Annotated in this window: 18 protein-coding genes and 2 pseudogenes; 5 read left to right on the forward strand and 15 right to left on the reverse strand. The window is 71.1% G+C overall.

Features of this window, described 5'->3' with window-relative positions; genetic code table 11:
* Positions 1-12: 12 nt before the first annotated feature.
* Positions 13-225, reverse strand: coding sequence for a hypothetical protein (locus tag ACIQ6R_RS30430; protein ID WP_003973418.1), 213 nt, complete (start codon positions 223-225; stop codon positions 13-15).
* Positions 226-604: 379 nt separating this feature from the next.
* A complete protein-coding gene (locus ACIQ6R_RS30435) occupies positions 605-886 on the reverse strand; it encodes an acylphosphatase (protein WP_064730025.1) in 282 nt (93 codons plus the stop codon).
* 187 nt (positions 887-1,073) lie between these two features.
* Between ACIQ6R_RS30435 and ACIQ6R_RS30440 the strand changes: the two genes are divergently transcribed.
* Positions 1,074-2,276: a CAP domain-containing protein gene (locus ACIQ6R_RS30440; protein WP_404224923.1), complete on the forward strand. Its 1,203-nt coding sequence runs from the start codon at positions 1,074-1,076 to the stop codon at positions 2,274-2,276.
* 28 nt (positions 2,277-2,304) lie between these two features.
* Here ACIQ6R_RS30440 and ACIQ6R_RS30445 read toward each other — a convergent pair.
* Together ACIQ6R_RS30445 and ACIQ6R_RS30450 are read right to left on the reverse strand one after the other, a co-directional pair.
* A pseudogene (locus ACIQ6R_RS30445) lies at positions 2,305-2,658 on the reverse strand (tyrosine-type recombinase/integrase); the annotation flags it as partial.
* A gap of 524 nt (positions 2,659-3,182) precedes the next feature.
* A pseudogene (locus ACIQ6R_RS30450) lies at positions 3,183-4,099 on the reverse strand (IS5 family transposase).
* A 36-nt stretch (positions 4,100-4,135) separates the two neighbouring features.
* Here ACIQ6R_RS30450 and ACIQ6R_RS30455 point away from each other — a divergent pair.
* Together ACIQ6R_RS30455 and ACIQ6R_RS30460 are read left to right on the forward strand one after the other, a co-directional pair.
* On the forward strand, positions 4,136-4,765 hold the full coding sequence (locus ACIQ6R_RS30455) for a class I SAM-dependent methyltransferase (protein WP_404224805.1): 630 nt from the start codon (positions 4,136-4,138) through the stop codon (positions 4,763-4,765).
* A 339-nt stretch (positions 4,766-5,104) separates the two neighbouring features.
* The gene (locus ACIQ6R_RS30460; RefSeq protein WP_404183158.1) at positions 5,105-5,509 is read left to right on the forward strand and encodes a winged helix-turn-helix transcriptional regulator; all 405 of its coding nucleotides are present in this window, start codon (positions 5,105-5,107) and stop codon (positions 5,507-5,509) included.
* On the opposite strand, the gene mutM is transcribed toward ACIQ6R_RS30460, so the two are convergent.
* The 9 genes from mutM to ACIQ6R_RS30505 all read right to left on the reverse strand — a co-directional run bounded on the left by mutM (position 5,499) and on the right by ACIQ6R_RS30505 (position 14,803).
* The gene (gene mutM, locus ACIQ6R_RS30465) at positions 5,499-6,359 is read right to left on the reverse strand and encodes a bifunctional DNA-formamidopyrimidine glycosylase/DNA-(apurinic or apyrimidinic site) lyase (protein WP_404183161.1); all 861 of its coding nucleotides are present in this window, start codon (positions 6,357-6,359) and stop codon (positions 5,499-5,501) included. The genes ACIQ6R_RS30460 and mutM overlap by 11 nt on opposite strands.
* Before the next feature lie 97 nt (positions 6,360-6,456).
* Positions 6,457-7,317, reverse strand: a complete 861-nt coding sequence (gene rnc / locus ACIQ6R_RS30470) for a ribonuclease III (protein WP_310871012.1) — start codon at positions 7,315-7,317, stop codon at positions 6,457-6,459.
* Between the two features lie 7 nt (positions 7,318-7,324).
* Positions 7,325-7,498, reverse strand: a complete 174-nt coding sequence (gene rpmF, locus ACIQ6R_RS30475; protein ID WP_003951102.1) for a 50S ribosomal protein L32 — start codon at positions 7,496-7,498, stop codon at positions 7,325-7,327.
* Positions 7,499-7,500: 2 nt separating this feature from the next.
* Positions 7,501-8,145, reverse strand: a complete 645-nt coding sequence (locus ACIQ6R_RS30480) for a YceD family protein (protein WP_404183164.1) — start codon at positions 8,143-8,145, stop codon at positions 7,501-7,503.
* Between the two features lie 155 nt (positions 8,146-8,300).
* Complete coding sequence (locus ACIQ6R_RS30485) at positions 8,301-9,407, reverse strand: cell division initiation protein (RefSeq protein WP_404224807.1); 1,107 nt, start codon at positions 9,405-9,407, stop codon at positions 8,301-8,303.
* A gap of 121 nt (positions 9,408-9,528) precedes the next feature.
* The gene (gene coaD / locus ACIQ6R_RS30490) at positions 9,529-10,008 is read right to left on the reverse strand and encodes a pantetheine-phosphate adenylyltransferase (RefSeq protein ID WP_404183484.1); all 480 of its coding nucleotides are present in this window, start codon (positions 10,006-10,008) and stop codon (positions 9,529-9,531) included.
* A 26-nt stretch (positions 10,009-10,034) separates the two neighbouring features.
* A complete protein-coding gene (gene rsmD, locus ACIQ6R_RS30495) occupies positions 10,035-10,622 on the reverse strand; it encodes a 16S rRNA (guanine(966)-N(2))-methyltransferase RsmD (protein ID WP_404224808.1) in 588 nt (195 codons plus the stop codon).
* Positions 10,623-10,677: 55 nt separating this feature from the next.
* Complete coding sequence (gene recG / locus ACIQ6R_RS30500; protein ID WP_404224810.1) at positions 10,678-12,894, reverse strand: ATP-dependent DNA helicase RecG; 2,217 nt, start codon at positions 12,892-12,894, stop codon at positions 10,678-10,680.
* A gap of 163 nt (positions 12,895-13,057) precedes the next feature.
* Positions 13,058-14,803, reverse strand: a complete 1,746-nt coding sequence (locus tag ACIQ6R_RS30505) for a DAK2 domain-containing protein (RefSeq protein ID WP_404224812.1) — start codon at positions 14,801-14,803, stop codon at positions 13,058-13,060.
* 267 nt (positions 14,804-15,070) lie between these two features.
* Between ACIQ6R_RS30505 and rpmB the strand changes: the two genes are divergently transcribed.
* Positions 15,071-15,256, forward strand: a complete 186-nt coding sequence (gene rpmB / locus ACIQ6R_RS30510) for a 50S ribosomal protein L28 (RefSeq protein WP_013000438.1) — start codon at positions 15,071-15,073, stop codon at positions 15,254-15,256.
* A gap of 267 nt (positions 15,257-15,523) precedes the next feature.
* On the opposite strand, the gene thiD is transcribed toward rpmB, so the two are convergent.
* Both thiD and ACIQ6R_RS30520 read right to left on the reverse strand, forming a co-directional pair.
* On the reverse strand, positions 15,524-16,321 hold the full coding sequence (thiD, locus tag ACIQ6R_RS30515) for a bifunctional hydroxymethylpyrimidine kinase/phosphomethylpyrimidine kinase (protein WP_404224814.1): 798 nt from the start codon (positions 16,319-16,321) through the stop codon (positions 15,524-15,526).
* Positions 16,318-17,286 carry a thiamine-phosphate kinase gene (locus ACIQ6R_RS30520; RefSeq protein WP_404183182.1) on the reverse strand — a complete coding sequence of 323 codons (969 nt, stop codon included), beginning with the start codon at positions 17,284-17,286 and terminating at the stop codon, positions 16,318-16,320. Before ACIQ6R_RS30520 ends, thiD begins: the two co-directional genes overlap by 4 nt.
* 227 nt (positions 17,287-17,513) lie before the next feature.
* On the opposite strand from ACIQ6R_RS30520, the gene ACIQ6R_RS30525 reads away from it, so the two are divergent.
* On the forward strand, positions 17,514-17,747 hold the full coding sequence (locus tag ACIQ6R_RS30525; RefSeq protein WP_053137604.1) for an Lrp/AsnC family transcriptional regulator: 234 nt from the start codon (positions 17,514-17,516) through the stop codon (positions 17,745-17,747).
* Positions 17,748-17,888 lie beyond the last annotated feature (141 nt).

A 17,888-nucleotide genomic window follows, 5' to 3' on the forward strand; every position in this document is an offset into this window, starting at 1 on the left:
GCGATGCAGTGATCAGGTGAGCGCGGGCTCCGCCTGGTGTGCGTCAACGCTCTCCATGCTCTCCATGATCCTGTCGTGAGAAGCGGCAGCCGCCAGCGCGTCGTTCTCCGCCTGGATCCGTCCGAGTTCGGATTCCAGGTCCTGGACGCGCTGCTGGAGCCGTCGCATCTCGGCGAGGAGTCGAGGGTCGGAGCCGCCGACGTAACCGAGAAGCGCCTTTGCCATGATGGATGGTCCTCCACAATGAGTGACCGACCGAAGCGGTGTGGGTCGTGTAGGGATCGCACCCGCGGTGCTTGGCACTTTGGAGTTTTTCCTGCCGTTCAACCATGCCAAACAGCTAAGGTGCGCGGGGCTTTCAGCGTCTCACCAAAAAGTTTGACGGTCAACACGATCACGCCCCGTATCGGCGGGCACCCGGGGGCACGCGGCCTGGAAGCGGCAACGCGGCGACTCCTGCGGGCCCCTGGGGGCGTGGCGATCATCCTGCGTGCGGAGCCTGCCACGACATGCCGTTCTTGGCAACCACCTGCCCGTTTCCGCTGCCGACGCCTCTCCCTGGACGGTCGCACCGGGCTCCGGGAGACCTCCGCGCGGTCCGGTGTCAGCGGATGGCGAAGCCCTCGTAGCCGCCGCGGGGTGTGTCCCAGATCTCGGTGACCCCGTCCACTCGTCCGGGCGTGTCGTCACCGTGCAACCAGTCGAGCAGTCCCTCGCAACGCTCGCGCGGGCCCTCCGCGACGACCTGGACGCGCCCGTCGGCCAGATTGAGAGCAAAACCACTCATCCCGCCGAGCTCCAGCGCCCTTGCCCGCGTGAACCAGCGGAAACCCACACCCTGGACCTGTCCGCGCACCCACGCGACCAGCCGTACATCCTCGCTCATGACTGCAACCTAACCAGTCAATGTCTCGCCGGACACTTCACCCCCTGGCGCCATGCGGTACCGTCCCCACCCAATGAATCTCATCTGAAACTCACTCGATCGTGTGAGTTCCGTGTTGATCGTGAGGACACGTCGACCGCGAGGACACGTCCGGCGCGAGGACCGCGAGGACGAGGAAGGCCAGAACATGGGACGCCACCGACGCTCCGCCGCCGGCCGCGCCGCCACGGGCCGCGCCGCGGGGGGCCGGCAGCCGGACGGTGCGAGGGGACGGGGCCGTGACCCGCAGGCCCCGGGGGCGGGCGACCGTCCCACCATGGGGATCGCGCCCTACCTGAACCCGGAGGCGTACGCCGAGGTCCGTGCGAAGAGCGACGCCTACCTGTTCGCGCCGGACGATCCGGACGGCGACGGGGGCGAGGGCCACCCGCGGGCCGGCCGCACGGTCCCCTTCCCGAGCGACGGTTTCTCCCCCGACGACGGTCCGCAGCGCGCGGGCACGCACCGCCGCAAGAAGAAGGGCGTCACCCCGGTCCGCACGGGTCTGCTCGGCGTCTCGGCCGCGGTCGCCATCGGCACGGTGGCGGTGGCCACGGTCGCGGTGCCCGGCCTCGACAACTACCGGATCGGCGGCAGCGGCGGGGGCGACCGGGTGCAGTCCCAGGACGCCCCGACGAACACCCCGTCCGAGCAGGGCGGCACCTCCGGCAGCGCCGAGACCGGCCGTGGCGGCGACGCCGCCACGAGCCGCGGCACCGACCGGTCCTCGTCGCCCTCGGCGCCCGCCGAGTCCTCGGAGCCCTCCTCGTCCTCCTCGTCCGGGTCCTCCTCCCCCTCGCCGTCCTCGCCCTCGGCGTCCGCGTCGAAGCCCGCCGCCCCGGACGGGACGCCGTCGAAGACGAAAAGGCCCGCGATGCCGGAGACGGCCCCCGGCGCGAAGCCGAAGCCCGCACCGTCGCGGCCGGCCGACAAGAAGCCCGAGCAGCCCAGCGCGCCCGCGGCCGTGTCGGACGAGGCCGTCGCCCAGGCCCAGGTGCTCAAGCTCGTCAACGACGAGCGGGCCAAGGTGGGCTGCAGCCCGGTGGCCGCCAACAGCGCGCTGCGCGAACTGGCCGAAGACTTCAGCGAGGCCATGGCCACGCAGGGCTTCTTCGACCACACCGACCCCAGCGGCGCGACCCCCTGGGACCGTGCCGAGGCGGCCGGGATAAGCGGCCTCGGCGGCGAGAACATAGCCCGCGGACAGGCCGACGCCCAGGCCGTGATGGACGCCTGGATGGACAGCCCGGGCCACAAGGCCAACATCCTGAACTGCGACTTCCAGACTCTGGGGGTCGGAGTCCACTTCGGCTCCGGCGGGCCCTGGTGGACCCAGAACTTCGGCTACTGAGATAACCGCAGGTCAGAGGGCTAGCGCCCTCGTGGGCCGTGTCCGGGCCGTCAGCGGCAGGCCCGTCGTCAGCGAAGACGCGATCCACGGCGGCCCGGGTCCGGGTCCCGCTCGACGGCATCAGGTGCGTGTACGTCCGCAGCGTGAAGCCGGGGTCATGGTGGCCCAGGTACTCGCTGAGAGCCTTGATGCTCTCCCCCGCGTCCAGGAGCACCGAAGCGTAGAAGTGCCGCAAGGCATGCATGCCGTTGTCCCGACCGGTCTCGACACTCGCGGCCCGAAGTGCCGGCCGCCACACGCGATCGTTGAAGCGGCTCCGGTCGAGCGGCAGCCTGCCAGGGCCGGTGAAGACGAGCGGTGCCGTGACCGGCGGACCGTCAAGGCCCCCGCGCACGGCGCGGAGCGCGCCGCCTCTGCGGCGCGGCCTGCCTCCTGTCTTCGCCCCGGCTGGCCGCGCCCGGCGGCGCGCAGGCGACTGCGGGGGCGTTGGTGGAGGAAACCCTCTGTGGCTGGGGCGGTCGGCCAGCAACACCGTGCCTGGGCTGCCGTCAGGAGGAGACATTGACCAGAGAACGCATAGGCGCTGCGGCAGGACAGCTTCGCGGCGGGGCTACCGAGACACAGCGCGACGCCAAGTACGAGCTCATCGCCAACGCTGGTGAGAGCACGCACATCGTGTGCTGCCGAGACCTCTCCTGGCAAACAACGTTCTGCGGGATCAGCGGCGCGGACAGCATCAATCCCGCTGCCACGACTTTCTGCACTATGTGCCTTGACGCAATGGAAACCATGTCCCCGGGGTGTGTGTCGGCCCCGGTAAAGATGTGCCCTGTCGATAACCGCAGGTGCCCGGATGAGCACGAGGTTCTTCTGCGCTCGGCCAGAGAGACAGACCCCACTGCCTGACTAGGGCCTGTCTGACAAATGATCACCCCGTGGACTCGCGGAGCCAGAGGATTAAGGAAGCCAGGACAACTCCGGCACGGTAGCGGTCGCCGAGCTTGTCGAACCGGGTCGCGATCGCGCGGAACTGCTTGAGGCGGACGAAGCATCGTTCGACGACGTTGCGGTCGCGGTAGGTGACCTTGTCGAAGGTCGGCGGCCGGCCGCCGAGGGCTCCGCGTCGGTGGCGGTTCGCCGCCTGGTCGCGGCGCTCGGGGATCGTGGCAGCGATGCCCCGGCGCCTCAGCAGATGGCGGATGGCCCTGCTGGAATACGCCTTGTCACCCAGTACACGGTCCGGCCTCGTGCGCGGGCGGCCCGTGCCGAGGCGCGGGGTGCGGATGCCGTCGAGGACCTGGCCGAACGCCGTCGCGTCGTTGACGTTGCCGGGCGTGAGCACAATCGACAGGGGCAGGCCCCGGCCATCGACGGCGAGATGGACTTTGGTGGTCAGTCCGCCTCGGGAGCGGCCGAGGGCCTGGCGCGACTGCGAGCGGCCCGGATCTTCCAGTTCGTCCCCGTTCACATCCCCCTTTTGCGGGCGTCGACTGCGTGCTGGTGGGCTCGGTTGATGGTGGAGTCGACGGAGACGGTCCATTCCACCCGGCCCACCGCGTCATCGCGGACCTGAACGTGCTCCAGCAACCGTGCCCAGGTGCCGTGCCGTCCGCCTCCCAGCGGGCGAACCGCTCGTAGACGGTCTGCCACGGCCCGAACCGGTCGGGAAGATCCCGCCACGGAGCCCCAGTCCGCAGCCGCCGCAGCACCCCGTTGACCACCTGCCGGTGATCACGCCACGGACGGCCCCGTCCGTCCACCTGAGGCAAAAGGGGCTCTATCCGCCTCCATGCCGCATCCGTCAACTCACCTCGACCTGCCACAAGATCAATTATCGGACCGGCTATAGAGTCCTGCCCGTGGCGAATCATCGGGACGAGACTAGGACGGCCTACGACGGTGTCGTCGAGCTGTACGCATCGCTGTTCGCAAACCGGCTGGAAACACAGCCTTTCTCCCGGGCCATGATCGGCACCTTCGCCGAACTGGTGCGCGCGACGGGCAACCTGCGGACAGCGGACGTCGGGTGCGGGCCCGGACATCTGACGGCCATGCTGCACGAACTCGGCCTGGACGCCTTCGGACTAGACCTTGCCCCCGGCATGGTCGACCACGCCCGGCAGGCCCATCCGGCGCTGCGCTTCCAAGAGGCGCGGATGGAATCCCTGCCGATCGAGGACGCCGCGCTCGGCGGCGTGCTGGCCCACTACTCAATGATTCACACCCCTCCGGGGGAACTACCGGAGCTGCTCGCCGAACAGGTACGCGTCCTGGCACCGGACGGTCTGATCCTGGTCTCCTTCTTCGGGACCGACGGACAAGTACCGGTCCGGTTCGACCACAAGGTGGCGCCCGCCTACAGCTGGCCGGTGGATCGCCTCGCCGAACTGCTGGGCGATGCTGGGCTCGATCCCTTCGCACGGCTGCTCCACGATCCATCCTCTGATCGGGGCTTCCTCGACACCCATCTACTGGCCCGCCGTTCGTAGCCACTGCCCAGTTCCCCCAGCCGATCGGCGCACCTCCGGATTGCCAGCTCAGCCGAATCTCGCTGATCAGACCGGAATTGTCAGACACCCCCTAGCAACGGTCGGGGCCGAAGTTCGGGGCCGTCCCGGGGCCGTCGGAGGGTGCTCAACGACGACCAACGTTGACAACCACCGACAGCCAAGTCGCAGGTCGCAGCGTTGATCGATCACGTGGCCGCAGGTCAGAGACCCGGCCCCACACTTCTTCGGCTACTAGCGGTACCCCCGGGGAACGCTGGAGCGCTGTCCGGGGCTCAGCGCGACCTGCGGCTCAGCGCTGCGCTCACGTACGCTGGGCGTATGTCGACCACGCAGGAGCGCACGGAGGAGCAGGACTTCCCGTACGACGTGTTCTCCAGGGCCTGTCCCTCGCGCGGCACCCTGGAGCACGTCACGGGGCGCTGGGGCGCGCTGACGCTCGGCGCGCTGTACGAGGGCTCGTTCCGGTTCAACGAGCTGCGGCGCCGCGTCGACGGCGTCAGCGAGAAGATGCTGGCCCAGACCCTGCACGCGCTGGAGCGCGACGGTCTGGTGCACCGCGAGGCCCAGCCCACCAACCCGCCCCGCGTGGACTACGAACTCACGCCCCTGGGACACACGGTGGCCGGACGACTCGTCGCGCTCATCCAGTGCCTGGAGGAGCGGATGGACGAGGTGCTGGCGTCGCGTGAGCGGTACGACGCCCGGCGGACCCCTACGGTGTGATCCTCGGCGCCCGCTGGCACTTCGGGCAGAAGTAGCTGGAGCGGTTCATCCACGGCCGACGGCGCATCGGTGTGGCACAGCGGCGGCAGGGCAGGCCCTCGCGGCCGTACGCGTCGAGCGACCGGTCGAAGTAGCCGGACTCGCCGTTCACGTTGACGTAGAGGCTGTCGAAGCTGGTGCCGCCCGCGGCGAGGGCCGCGTTCATCACGTCGCGCGCGTGGCCGAGGAGTTCGGCGGTGCGGGGGCGGGTGAAGGTCGCGGTGGGGCGTTCGTAGTGCAGGCGGGAGCGCCACAGGGCCTCGTCGGCGTAGATGTTGCCGACGCCGCTGATCAGTGACTGGTCGAGCAGAGCCCGTTTGATCGTGGTGCGCTTGCGGCGCAGCGCGAGGTGGAACGCCTCGTCGTCGAAGAGCGGGTCCAGGGGGTCACGGGCGATGTGCGCGATGACGTCGGGGAGTCCGTCGGGGCTGGTCTCGTGCAGGGAGAGGCCGCCGAAGGTGCGCTGGTCGACGAAGCGGAGTTCGGTCGACAGGGCGTCGGAGAAGCGGACGCGGATGCGCAGGTGCTTCTCGGCCGGTGCCTCGTGCGGCTGGACCAGCAGCTGGCCGCTCATGCCGAGGTGGGCCAGGATCGCCTGCCCGGTGTCCTCCAGCGGCAGCCACAGGTATTTGCCGCGGCGGCTGGGCATGCCGATGCGGTGGCCCTTGAGGCGCTGGGCGAAGTCGTCGGGGCCCGCGATGTGCCGGCGTACCGCGCGCGGGTGCAGCACCTCGGCGTCGGCGACGGTGCGGTGGGCGACCCAGCGCTCCAGACCGCGCCGGACGGCCTCGACCTCGGGCAACTCGGGCATGGCATCCCCTCGGACGGTCCGGTGGACGAGCCGAACGCCCGCCCCTGGAGCGGGGTGGGCGTTCGGAACGTGCGGTGCATCAGATGGAACGGACGGATCAGGCAGAGGCCGACGGGGCGTCGGCGCTCGGCTGGGCCGCCGCTTCGGCGGCGGGCTGGGCCGCCGCTTCGGCCGCGGTCACCTTGGCGCGCTCGTCCGCCGCGGCCCGGATGGACCGCCACGCGGATTCCGCGGCCTGCTGCTCCGCTTCCTTCTTGCTGCGGCCGGTGCCGGTGCCGTACGAGACGCCTCCGACGCGGGCGGCAGCAGTGAAGGTCTTCTCGTGGTCCGGGCCGGTCTCCGTGACCAGGTACTCGGGGACGCCGAGCCCTTCGGTCGCGGTGAGTTCCTGGAGGCTGGTCTTCCAGTCCAGGCCGGCGCCGAGGTTCGAGGACTTCTCGATCAGCGGGTCGAACAGGCGGTGTACCAGTTCGGAGGCCGCGTCGAGGCCCTGGTCGAGATAGACCGCGCCGATCACCGCTTCAAGGGTGTCGGCGAGGATGGACGCCTTGTCCCGGCCACCCGTGCCCTCTTCACCGCGGCCGAGCCGGATGAAGGAGCCGAGGTCGAGCCCACGGCCCACCTCCGCCAGCGCACGCGAGTTGACCACCGCGGCCCGCAACTTGGCCAGCTGGCCTTCGGGCAGGTCGGGGTGGGTGCGGTACAGCGTGTCCGTGACGACGAGGCCGAGGACGGAGTCACCGAGGAACTCCAGCCGCTCGTTCGTCGGCAGACCGCCGTTCTCGTACGCGTAGGAACGGTGGGTCAGTGCACGCACCAGAAGGGCGGACTCGAGCTGATAGCCGAGCCGCCCTTCCAGAAGCGTGTGGGACGAGGCCTGGGTGTCCGCCTTCTTCTTGGCGGGTGGGTCCGCCTTGGCGTCTTCCGCCTTCTTGGGGACTGACACAGTGCCTCTCACCAGCCGCTCAGACCTCGAGGACCTGGCGCTTGTTGTAAGTGCCGCAAGACGGGCACGCGATGTGCTGCTGCTTGGGCTCGTGGCAGCGCTCGCACGCAACCAGGGTGGGGACCGCAGCCTTCCACTGCGACCGGCGGTGGCGCGTGTTGCTGCGCGACATCTTCCGCTTCGGAACAGCCACGGCTACTTCTCCTGCTTCTCGTCGACGCCAGGTTCGGCGCCGCTCATCTCGTCCTTCTCGCCGTCTCCGAGTGAACCGGCGAGTCCCTGCAAAGCCGCCCAACGAATGTCGACGGCATCGTGGTGGTGGTCCGGGTCCTCTGCCAGGCGTACTCCGCACTCGGAGCACAGACCCGGGCAGTCTTCCTGGCACACCGGCTGCATCGGCAGTGCGAGCACCACCGCGTCGCGCAGCACGGGTTCGAGGCCGATCAGTCCGTCCTCGACGAAGAGCCTGTCCTCGTCTTCCTCGGCGTCGTCGGCCGGTTCCGCCACAGGGCGGCCCCGGTCGTCGGCGTCAGGGTACGAGAACATCTCCTGGAAGTCCGCCACAAGCTGCTGCTCGAGCGGCTCCAGACACCTTACGCACTCCCCCTCGGCCTTGGCACGGGCGGTGCCTGTGACGAGCACCCCTTCCATGACCGACTCGAGCCGGAGATCGAGTTCCACCGGGGCGCCTTCCGGCACTCCGATGACTCCCTGGATACCGAAGTCCTTGGGAGCGTCGACCGTGCGGGTCAGGCGCTGCAGCGCACCGGGCCGCCGCCCCAGCTCGTGTGTGTCGAACACGAGGGGGTTGCGGTGGTCGAGGCGCGCGTTCAGAGCCATTCCTGCTTTCGGTCTTCGTGAGTGTGGGGGTGCCGCCCTCGGTGTTCCCGGGCAGCGGCGATCGCGGACGTACGCGCGACCGAAGAGCCAGGATACTGGACCATTCGCTTTCGGCCCAATCCGGCCGGGTGCGGCGTGCGGGGCGGAGTCCTCGGCTACAGCCCGCGGCCCTGTTCGTAGGCCCTCAGCTGCTCGGCGCTGATCATGCTGGTGTCGAAGAGACTGGTCTCGTCGAGGGCCTGCGGCTGAGCCTGCGGGGGCTGCTGCGGCTGCTGGGGCTGGGCGTAGCCCTGCTGGCCGTCGTACGCCTGCTGCTGGGCGTCGTACTGGTAGGCGTACGGGTCCGCCGTCTGCTGCTGGTAGCCGTACGGGTCCTGCTGGCCGCCGTAGGCCTGCTGGTAGCCCGCGTAGGGATCGGGCTGCTGCTGGGCGTAGCCGTACGCCGGCTGCTGCGTCGGCATCTCCGGCACGGCCTGCGCCGGTACCTGTGCCGCGGCCGGCTGCTGCTCGCCGTACTCCCGCTGCTGCGGCTGCGGCTGCCCGGTGGGGGCGTCGGAGAGGCCGGCGAGGTAGTCCGCGTCGCTGGAGTGCTGGACGGTGGTCATGTCGTCCGCGAGGGCGCCGAGGTCGTCGGTGGCGATCCGGCCGTGCAGCTTCTGGCGGCCCCGGCCGACGGCGTCCAGGGTCTTGGCGAGTACGGCCTCGAAGGCGCCGAGCTTGGTGTCGACGTAGGTGTCGGCGTCGCGGCGCAGGATCTCCGGGTCGTGGCTGCGCTCGGGGGCGTCCTCGTCCTCGTAGCCGTTCTCGTCGAGGCCGGGTCCGGTGCCGAGGAGCTTCTCGCGGCCCCGGCCGACGGAGCCGAGGGTCTTGGTGAGGACGACCTCGAAGTTGGCGAGCTTGGAGTCGACGTAGTCGTCGGCCTCGGCGCGGACCTCCTCGGCCTCCTGGCGGGCCTCGGCGAGGATCCGGTCGGCCTCGGCCTGGGAACGGCGGGCGACCTCGGTGTCGGAGATCAGGGAACCGCGCTCGGCCTGCGCGCTCTCGATGATCCGGTCGGCCTCCTGGCGGGCCTGCGCGACCATCTGGTCGCGGTCGCCGATCAGCTCCTGGGCCTGGGCGAGGGATCCGGGCAGCTCGGCGCGCAGCTCTTCCAGCATCGAGAGCAGTTCGGCGCGGTTGACCACGCACGAGGCCGACATGGGCATGGCGCGGGCGCCGGAGACCATCGCGCTGATCTCGTCGAGCTTCTTCTGCACGTCCACCGTGTGCTCGCCACTCTCTACAGCTGTGTTGGAGACGGACGGGACGACTGTACGACCCTGGGGTGTCCGGGGGACACCGGGTGACGGCTTGTCAGTCTCCGGCAGCTGTACGACGGGGGCGTCAGTCCTTCTTCAGGCGCGCGGAGAGGGCTTCGAGGACCAGCGGAGGCACCAGGTGGGAGATGTCGCCGCCCCAGGTGGCGACCTCCTTGACCAGGGAGGACGACATGAAGCTGTAGGTGGGGTTGGTGGGGATGAAGAGGGTCTCCACGCCCGAGAGGCCGTTGTTCATCTGGGCCATCTGGAGTTCGTAGTCGAAGTCGCTGACGGCGCGCAGGCCCTTGACGATGGCCGGGATCTCGCGCTGCTTGCAGAAGTCGACGAGGAGGCCGTGGAAGGATTCCACGCGCACGTTCCCGTACTCGGCGGTGACCTGGCGGATGAGGTCGATCCGCTCCTCGATCTCGAACAGGCTCTTCTTGGACCGGTTGATCATCACCGCGACGTAGACCTCGTCATAGAGGCTGGAGGCACGGGCGATGATGTCGAGATGTCCGTTGTGGATCGGGTCGAATGACCCGGGACAGACGGCGCGGCGCACTTGAGTTCCCTCGCTCTCCGGTCCGGTCATCGTGCGTCTTCGCACGTAGAGGCGGCGCGACCGTACCAAAACGTTCCCTCGCCGTAGCGACGGGACCGGATCGCGTCGAAGCCCTGGGGCCAGCGGAATTCCCCGCCCCTGGTGCTGCGCTCCACGGTGACGAGCGCTTCCCCGGTGAGCCACCCCTCCGAGCGGAGTGTGAGCAGGATCTCCCGAAGATCGTCGTCCGAGACGGCGTACGGAGGATCGAGGAAGACGATGTCGTACGGCTCGGCCGGGGCCGGGGTACGGATGATCTGTTCCGCTTTGCCCGCACGGACCTCGGCGCCGGGCAGGCCGAGCGACTTGACGTTCTCCCGGACCGTACCGGCGGCGCGGGCGTCGGCCTCGACGAGCAGGACGTGCCCGGCGCCCCGGGACAGCGCCTCCAGGCCGACGGCGCCGGAACCGGCGTACAGGTCGATGACCCGCTCGCCGTCCAGCGGGCCGCCGAGCAGGGACTGCCAGGTGGAGAAGAGCCCCTCGCGCGCACGGTCGGAGGTGGGCCGGGTGCCGGTTCCCCGCGGGACGGCGAGGCGGCGTCCGCCGGCTTTGCCGGCGATCACGCGGGTCATCTTCGGGTCCTTGTCGGTCTGCTCGGGTGTGCGGACGGTGTCCGCTCCCAGTCTGTCAGCCCTTCTCCAGGTACTGCTCCCGCTCGTCGTCCAGCAGTGCGTCCAGAGCCGTCCGCAGCCCGGGCAGGCCCGTCAGCTCCGGGTCGGCGGCCACCACCGCCGCCGCCTCTTCCCGGGCCTCGGCGATGATCTCCTCGTCCTCGATGACGGCGAGGACGCGCAGGGAGGTGCGGGCGCCGGACTGGGCCTGGCCGAGTACGTCGCCCTCGCGGCGCTGTTCGAGGTCGATGCGGGAGAGCTCGAAGCCGTCGAGGGTGCCGGCGACGGCGTTCAGGCGCTGCCGGGCGGCGCTCGCCTCGGGCATCTCGGTGACCAGCAGGCACAGGCCGGGAGCGGAGCCTCGGCCGACGCGGCCGCGCAGCTGGTGGAGCTGGGAGACGCCGAAGCGGTCGGCGTCCATGATCACCATCGCGGTGGCGTTGGGGACGTTGACGCCCACCTCGATGACGGTCGTGGCGACGAGGACGTCGGTCTCCCCGGCCGCGAAGCGGCGCATGACGGCGTCCTTATCGTCGGGCTGCATACGGCCGTGCAGGACCTCGACCCTGAGGCCCTGGAGCGGGCCTTGCGCCAGCTGTTCGGCGGTGTCGAGGACCGCCAGCGGTGGCCGCTTCCCCGCGTCACCCTCGGGGGGCTTGGGGGACCCCTTCTTCGGGTCGTCGTCCTCGTCGCCGATGCGCGGGCACACGACGTACGCCTGGTGGCCGTTGGACACCTCCTCGCGGACCCGTTCCCAGGCGCGGGCGAGGAAGTGCGGTTTGTCGGCGGCCGGGACGACATGGCTGGCGATCGGGGAACGGCCGGCCGGAAGCTGGTCCAGGACGGAGGTCTCCAGGTCGCCGAAGACGGTCATGGCGACGGTGCGCGGAATCGGCGTGGCGGTCATGACGAGCAGATGCGGCGGCTGCTTGCCCTTGCCGCGCAGGGCGTCGCGCTGCTCGACGCCGAAGCGGTGCTGCTCGTCGACGACGACCAGACCGAGGTCGTGGAACTGCACCTTGTCCTCGATCAGCGCGTGTGTGCCGATGACGATGCCGGCCTCGCCGGTGGCCAGGTCGAGCAGGGCGTGACGGCGGGCGGCGGCGCCCATCGAGCCGGTCAGCAGCACCACCTTGGTGGCGTGCTCCGCGCCGCCGAGCATGCCTCCCTCGGCCAGCTCCCCCATCATCTCGACGACCGACCGGTGGTGCTGCTGGGCGAGCACCTCGGTGGGCGCCAGCATCACGGCCTGCCCGCCCGCGTCGACGACGGCGAGCATGGCGCGCAGGGCCACCATCGTCTTCCCGGAGCCGACCTCCCCCTGGAGCAGCCGGTGCATCGGGTGGTCGGTGGCGAGGTCGTCGAAGATCTCCCCGGAGACCTTCCGCTGGCCGTCGGTGAGGGTGAAGGGGAGACGGTCGTCGAAGGCGGTGAGCAGGCCGTCCGGGCTCGGTTTCCGGGGGACGGCGGGGAGTTGGGTCTCCGCGTGGCGGCGGCGGGCGAGGGCGACCTGAAGGACGAAGGCCTCGTCCCACTTCAGGCGGGCGCGGGCGTCCTCGATGTCCGCCTTGGTGTGCGGGCGGTGGATCTTCAGGAGGGCCTCGGGGAGGGAGACCAGGCCGCGTCCCACGCGCAGGGAGTCGGGGAGGGGGTCGACGGCCTCCTGGGCGCTGGGCAGCACCGTCTGGATCGCCTTGCCGATCTTCCAGGACTCCAGCTTGGCGGTGGCCGGGTAGAGGGGGATGAGGGCGCCCGCCCAGGACTCGACGCTCTCGGCAGGGTCGTCGTCGTCATTGCCGCGCAGCAACTCGTACGCCGGATGGGCCAGTTGCAGTCGGCGGTTGAAGACGGAGACCTTGCCCGCGAACATCGCGCGGGTGCCCGGCAGGAGCTCCTTGTGGGGCTTGTGGACGCCGTTGCCGAAGAAGACCAGCTGGAGGCGGCCGTGGCCGTCCGTGATGGTGACTTCGAGGCGCTGTCCCTTGCCGCGCGGCGCCTTCGACGAGGCGAAGGTGTGCAGGCGGGCATCGGCGACCTGGGCCACCACCGTGACGTGCTCGTCCATCGGCAGGTCGGCGAGGTGGGTGAGCTGGCCGCGCTCCTCGTATCTGCGGGGGTAGTGGTGGAGGAGGTCGCCGACGGTGTGCAGGCCGAGATGCTCGGCCATCACCTTCGCGGTGGCGGGGCCGAGCACCTTCTTCAGGGGTTCTCGCAGTGCGGGCACGAGATCCATTGCACACCACGCCACTGACAATGGCCCCACACCGCCCCGGAAACCGGCGGTATCGGCCGGCCGCCTCCCGGGAAACCGGCGGTACCGGCCGGCCGCCTCCCGGGAAACCGGCGGTACCGGCCGGCCGCCTCCCGGGAGACCGGCGGTACCGGCCGCGACCGTCCTACTCCACGCCGATCAGCAGCAGCGAACCCTGTCGGCCGCCTCGGTAGACCACCGTGTCGACGGCGAGATACGCCTCCCGGACGCGGGCCTCCAGGTGGGCGGTGACGGTCTCGGGTGCCTCGTCGCCGAGGACCAGGGTGACCAGCTCGCCGCCTGCCGCGAGCATGCGGTCCAGGACAGTCGCGGCGACCTCCGTGACGTCCGCGCCGATCACGGCCACGTCGCCGTCGACGAGGCCGAGCACGTCACCGGCCTGGCAGATGCCGGCCGTGGTCCACGACTGGCGTTCGGCGACGGCGACCTCGGCGTGGCGGGTGGCGCCCGCCGCCGAGGTCATCGCCACCACGTCCTCGTCGAAGCGCCGCTCGGGCTCGTGCACGGCGAGCGCGGCGATGCCCTGGATCGCGGAGCGGGTCGGGATCAGGGCGACGCGGATGCCTTCGGTGCGGGCCTGCTCCGCCGCCGCGGCGGCGGTGTGGCGCAGTTCGGCGTCGTTGGGCAGCAGGACGACCTCGCGCGCGTGCGCCCGCCGTACGGCCTGGACGAGTTCCCCGCTCGCGGGCGGCTCCCCCGGGCGGGCGAGCACGGTGGTCGCACCCGCCTCGGTGTAGAGCCCGGCCAGACCCTCCCCCGGCACGACCGCCACCACGGCGCGCTGGGTGCGCTCACGGGGCGGGCGCTCGCTCCCGGCGGTGTGCGCGTCGCCGTGCCCGAAGTGGGTGATCCGGATCCGGTACGGCCGCCCGGCCTCGACGCCCGCCTCCACGGCGGCGCCCGCGTCGTCGACGTGCACGTGGACGTTCCACAGTCCGTCGCCGCCGACCACGACGAGCGAGTCTCCGAGGGCGTCGAGCCGCTGCCGCAGCCGCGCCACGGCCGCGTCCTCGGCCTCCAGGAGGTAGATCACCTCGAAGGCCGGGCCGCTCTCGTCGCCCTCCTGCGCGGCGCACTCCCCCGCGGCGGCCTCGTCGCCGTGCGCCACACACGCGCGCGGCACGGCGACCGGCTTCGGCCCCGGCGCACGGCCCGTGAACGTCTCCACCAGGGCCGCGAGGACCGTCACGAGGCCGTGGCCGCCGGCGTCGACGACTCCGGCGCGTTCCAGGACGGGCAGCTGGCCCGGGGTCGCGGCGAGCGCCGCGCGGGCACCGTCGTAGGCCGCCCGGGCCACCGCCGCGCAGTCGTCCTCCGCACCGTCCTCCGCACCGACGGCCGCGTCGTCCGCCGCGTCGGCGGCGGCCGAGGCGACGGTCAGGACGGTGCCCTCGACCGGGTGGGCCACGGCCTGCCGGGCGGATTCGGCCGCGTGCCGCAGGGCCAGTCGCAGGCCCGGACCATCGGTGTGAGCGGGTTCACCCCCGGCGGTGAGCACCTGGGCCATGCCGCGCAGCAGCTGCGCGAGGATCGTTCCGGAGTTGCCGCGCGCGCCGATCAGCGCGCCGTGCGCCATGGCGCCCACGGCATCGGCCAGCGAGGGACCGCCGCCCGCGTCCGGCACCTCGGCGCCCGGCACCTCGGCGCGCGGCTCCCCGGCGTCCACCGCGTGCGCCGCGAACACCGCCTCCACAGCGGCGACGGCCGACTCGACGGTCAGATACAGGTTGGTGCCGGTGTCCCCGTCCGCGACCGGATAGACGTTGATCGCGTCGATCTCCTCGCGTGCCCGCCCCAGTGCCCGCAGCGACAGACCGCACCAGGTACGCACCGCCAGAGCGTCGAAGAACCTCTGCGGCACCTGCGCCACCTGCGCCTCCCTGAGCTGCTGGACGTGGCAGGCAGCGTAGACCTTGGGAGGGCGCCCACCGGAAGTGGGCCGGGGCGGGCCCCTGAGCTGCCATGGTAGTTTCGTTGTACGGGAGCAGCCGTTGTATGCTGCTCCGGTTGCCCGATCCCGATCGGGCTCTCCCCCCTGGCACCGCCACTCAGATACCGGACCGTTCGCGACTCCGGAACCTTGATCCCGGCATGCCGGGGTCAACCGTAAGTGCATCTGAAGTCTTTGGAGTGACCCGTGGCTGCCAACTGCGACGTCTGTGGCAAGGGGCCGAGCTTCGGCAACAACATCTCGCACTCGCACCGCCGTACGTCCCGTCGCTGGAACCCGAACATCCAGCGTGTGCGTACCGTGGTCGGCGGGACGCCGAAGCGCGTGAACGCTTGCACCTCGTGCATCAAGGCCGGGAAGGTCTCGCGCTGACGCGTCAGCTGAGCGCGCGGCCACTGCCTGGTCCGCTGCATGGAGCCGGTCCACCTTGGGTGGGCCGGCTTTTTGCCGTGCCGGAAGCCTTGCCCGGCCGGTAGTCCCGCCCACGCCCCGAACACGCTCCGCCCACACTCCGCCCGTGCCCCGCCCACGCCGCAGGCCACGCCGCAGGCCACGCCGCAGGCCACGCCGCAGGGGGGCGTCCCGCAAGAACGCCCCCAGTGGCCTCGCCCGGACTTTCAGCCGGTCCCGCCCGGACTTTCAGCCGTGGTCCCGCCCGAGCGCCCAGCCGTGGTCCACCGGCCCGATGCCGGCGCCGAGCCCGAAGCCGGCCGCGATCGCCCCGGTGACGTACTCCTTGGCCGCCGCGACCGCCTCGGGTACCGACCGCCCCTTCGCCAGACCGCAGGCGACGGCCGACGCGAGGGTGCAGCCCGTGCCGTGCGTGTGCCGGTTGTCGAGGCGGGGGGCGCGCAGCCAGTGCTCCTCGGATCCGTCGGTGAGCAGGTCGACGGCGTCACCGGTCAGGTGGCCGCCCTTGATCAGCACCCAGCGCGGCCCGTACTCCAGCACGGCCGCCGCGGCCCGGCGCAGGTCGGTGTCCGACTCGACCCGTACGCCGGTGAGTTGCGCCACCTCGTCGAGGTTCGGGGTGGCGACGGTGGCGACCGGGAGCAGCTTGGTGCGGACCGAGTCCAGCGCGGAGGCGGCCAGCAGCGCGTCCCCGTGCTTGGAGACGCCGACCGGGTCGACGACCGCCGGAGCGTCCGTGCCGCCGATCAACTCGGCGACCGCCTCGACCAGTTCCGCGGAGGACAGCATCCCGGTCTTGACCGCCTGGACGCCGATGTCGTCCACGACGCTGCGGTACTGGGCCCGCACGGCCTCCACGGGCAGTTCCCAGGCTCCCTGTACGCCCAGGGAGTTCTGCGCGGTCACCGCGGTGAGCACGCTCATGCCGTGCGTGCCCAGCGCGAGCATCGTCTTCAGGTCGGCCTGGATGCCGGCGCCGCCGCCGGAGTCGGAACCGGCCACGGTGAGGACCAGGGGCGGTGTCATGACTCCACGTCCTCACCGAAGTGGTCCCAGCCGCCCTTGCGGGTCCAGGGCGCCCCGTCGACGGTCACCTGGGGCAGCGCGGAGGGGTTGAGGACCTCGCCGATGACCTTCCAGCGGGCGGGCAGCTTCACGTCCGGCGGGAAGGTGGCCACGATCGCGTGGTCCTCTCCCCCGGTGAGCACCCACTGCATGGGGTCGACGCCGACGGCCTGGCCGATGTCGTTCATCTGGGTCGGGATGTCGATCTGACCGGAGCGGATGTCGATCCTGACCTTGCTGGCCTCCGCGATGTGACCCAGGTCCGCGATCAGTCCGTCGCTCACGTCGCACATCGCGGTGGCGCCCAGGCCCGCGGCGGCCGGCCCCGCGTGGTAGGGCGGTTCCGGGCGGCGGTGGGCCTCGACGAAGGCGCGCGGCGAGCGGAAGCCCCGGGAGAGTACGGCGAACCCGGCCGCGGACCAGCCGAGCCAGCCGGTCACCGCCACGAGGTCGCCGGGCTGGGCGCCGCCGCGGGTGACGGGCTCCTGGTTGCGCAGGTCGCCGAGCGCGGTGATGGAGACGGTGATCGTGTCGCCGCGCACCACGTCGCCGCCGACCACGGAGGCGCCCGCGACCTGGCACTCGTCGCGCAGCCCGTCCATCAGCTCGGTCGGCCAGGTCACCGGCAGTTCAGCGGGCACGACCAGGCCGAGCAGCAGTGCGGTCGGTACGGCGCCCATGGCGGCGATGTCGGCCAGGTTCTGCGCCGCCGCCTTGCGGCCCACGTCGTACGCGGTGGACCAGTCCCGGCGGAAGTGCCGCCCCTCCACGAGGATGTCGGTGCTGGCCACCACCCGGCGGTCGGGCGCGGCCACCACCGCGGCGTCGTCGCCGGGACCGACCCGGACCGCCGGGGTGGTGGTGAGACGGGAGGTGAGCTCCCTGATGAGCCCGAACTCCCCCAGCTCACCAACAGTGCCCTTCATCGCCTTGGCTCCCCTTCTGTCCCTGTCCGTGCCCGGTCGCGCGTCATCTCTGTCCTCGCTACGGTCGAAGTGGCCGTCGCCGCGGTCGGCGTCATCGTCGGCTCGTGTCATTCCCGCACCCCGGCACGCGGGGCCCGCACCCCGCGGGTCTCCCCGCGAAGAGCGGTGACGCGATACCGTGGCGTTCCTTTTCCCCACATGATCCTCGTGGCCGCTCTGGAGGTTCCGTGGTACAGGCGTACATCCTGATCCAGACGGAGGTCGGCAAGGCGTCGACCGTCGCCGAGACGATCAGCAAGATCCCTGGAGTGATCCAGGCCGAGGACGTGACAGGACCCTACGATGTCATCGTCCGCGCCCAGTCCGACACCGTCGACGACCTGGGTCGCATGGTGGTCGCCAAGGTCCAGCAAGTGGACGGCATCACCCGTACTCTGACCTGCCCGGTCGTTCATCTCTGACCCCCCTTCCGCCCGCTCGCTCTCGCTCTGCTGATCGCCGCCGCAGGCTGCTCCTCAGCAGACGACAGCGGGTCGGCGGTGGTTCCCGCCCCGGACACGAGGTCACCGAGCTGTGCCGGAACCCGGACAAGGCGCTGTCAC

This window comes from Streptomyces sp. NPDC096048 (assembly GCF_044763415.1).
Classification (GTDB): Bacteria; Actinomycetota; Actinomycetes; order Streptomycetales; family Streptomycetaceae; genus Streptomyces.

Bases quoted from the DNA above. Each gene is read 5' to 3' on its own strand.
- ACIQ6R_RS30440 (WP_404224923.1), top strand. From the start codon at position 1,074: ATGGGACGCCACCGACGCTCCGCCGCCGGCCGCGCCGCCACGGGCCGC.
- rsmD (WP_404224808.1), bottom strand. From the start codon at position 10,622: ATGACCCGCGTGATCGCCGGCAAAGCCGGCGGACGCCGCCTCGCCGTC.
- ACIQ6R_RS30460 (WP_404183158.1), top strand. From the start codon at position 5,105: ATGTCGACCACGCAGGAGCGCACGGAGGAGCAGGACTTCCCGTACGAC.
- ACIQ6R_RS30480 (WP_404183164.1), bottom strand. From the start codon at position 8,145: ATGGCTCTGAACGCGCGCCTCGACCACCGCAACCCCCTCGTGTTCGAC.
- mutM (WP_404183161.1), bottom strand. From the start codon at position 6,359: ATGCCCGAGTTGCCCGAGGTCGAGGCCGTCCGGCGCGGTCTGGAGCGC.
- ACIQ6R_RS30520 (WP_404183182.1), bottom strand. From the start codon at position 17,286: ATGAAGGGCACTGTTGGTGAGCTGGGGGAGTTCGGGCTCATCAGGGAG.
- thiD (WP_404224814.1), bottom strand. From the start codon at position 16,321: ATGACACCGCCCCTGGTCCTCACCGTGGCCGGTTCCGACTCCGGCGGC.
- ACIQ6R_RS30435 (WP_064730025.1), bottom strand. From the start codon at position 886: ATGAGCGAGGATGTACGGCTGGTCGCGTGGGTGCGCGGACAGGTCCAG.
- recG (WP_404224810.1), bottom strand. From the start codon at position 12,894: ATGGATCTCGTGCCCGCACTGCGAGAACCCCTGAAGAAGGTGCTCGGC.
- ACIQ6R_RS30430 (WP_003973418.1), bottom strand. From the start codon at position 225: ATGGCAAAGGCGCTTCTCGGTTACGTCGGCGGCTCCGACCCTCGACTC.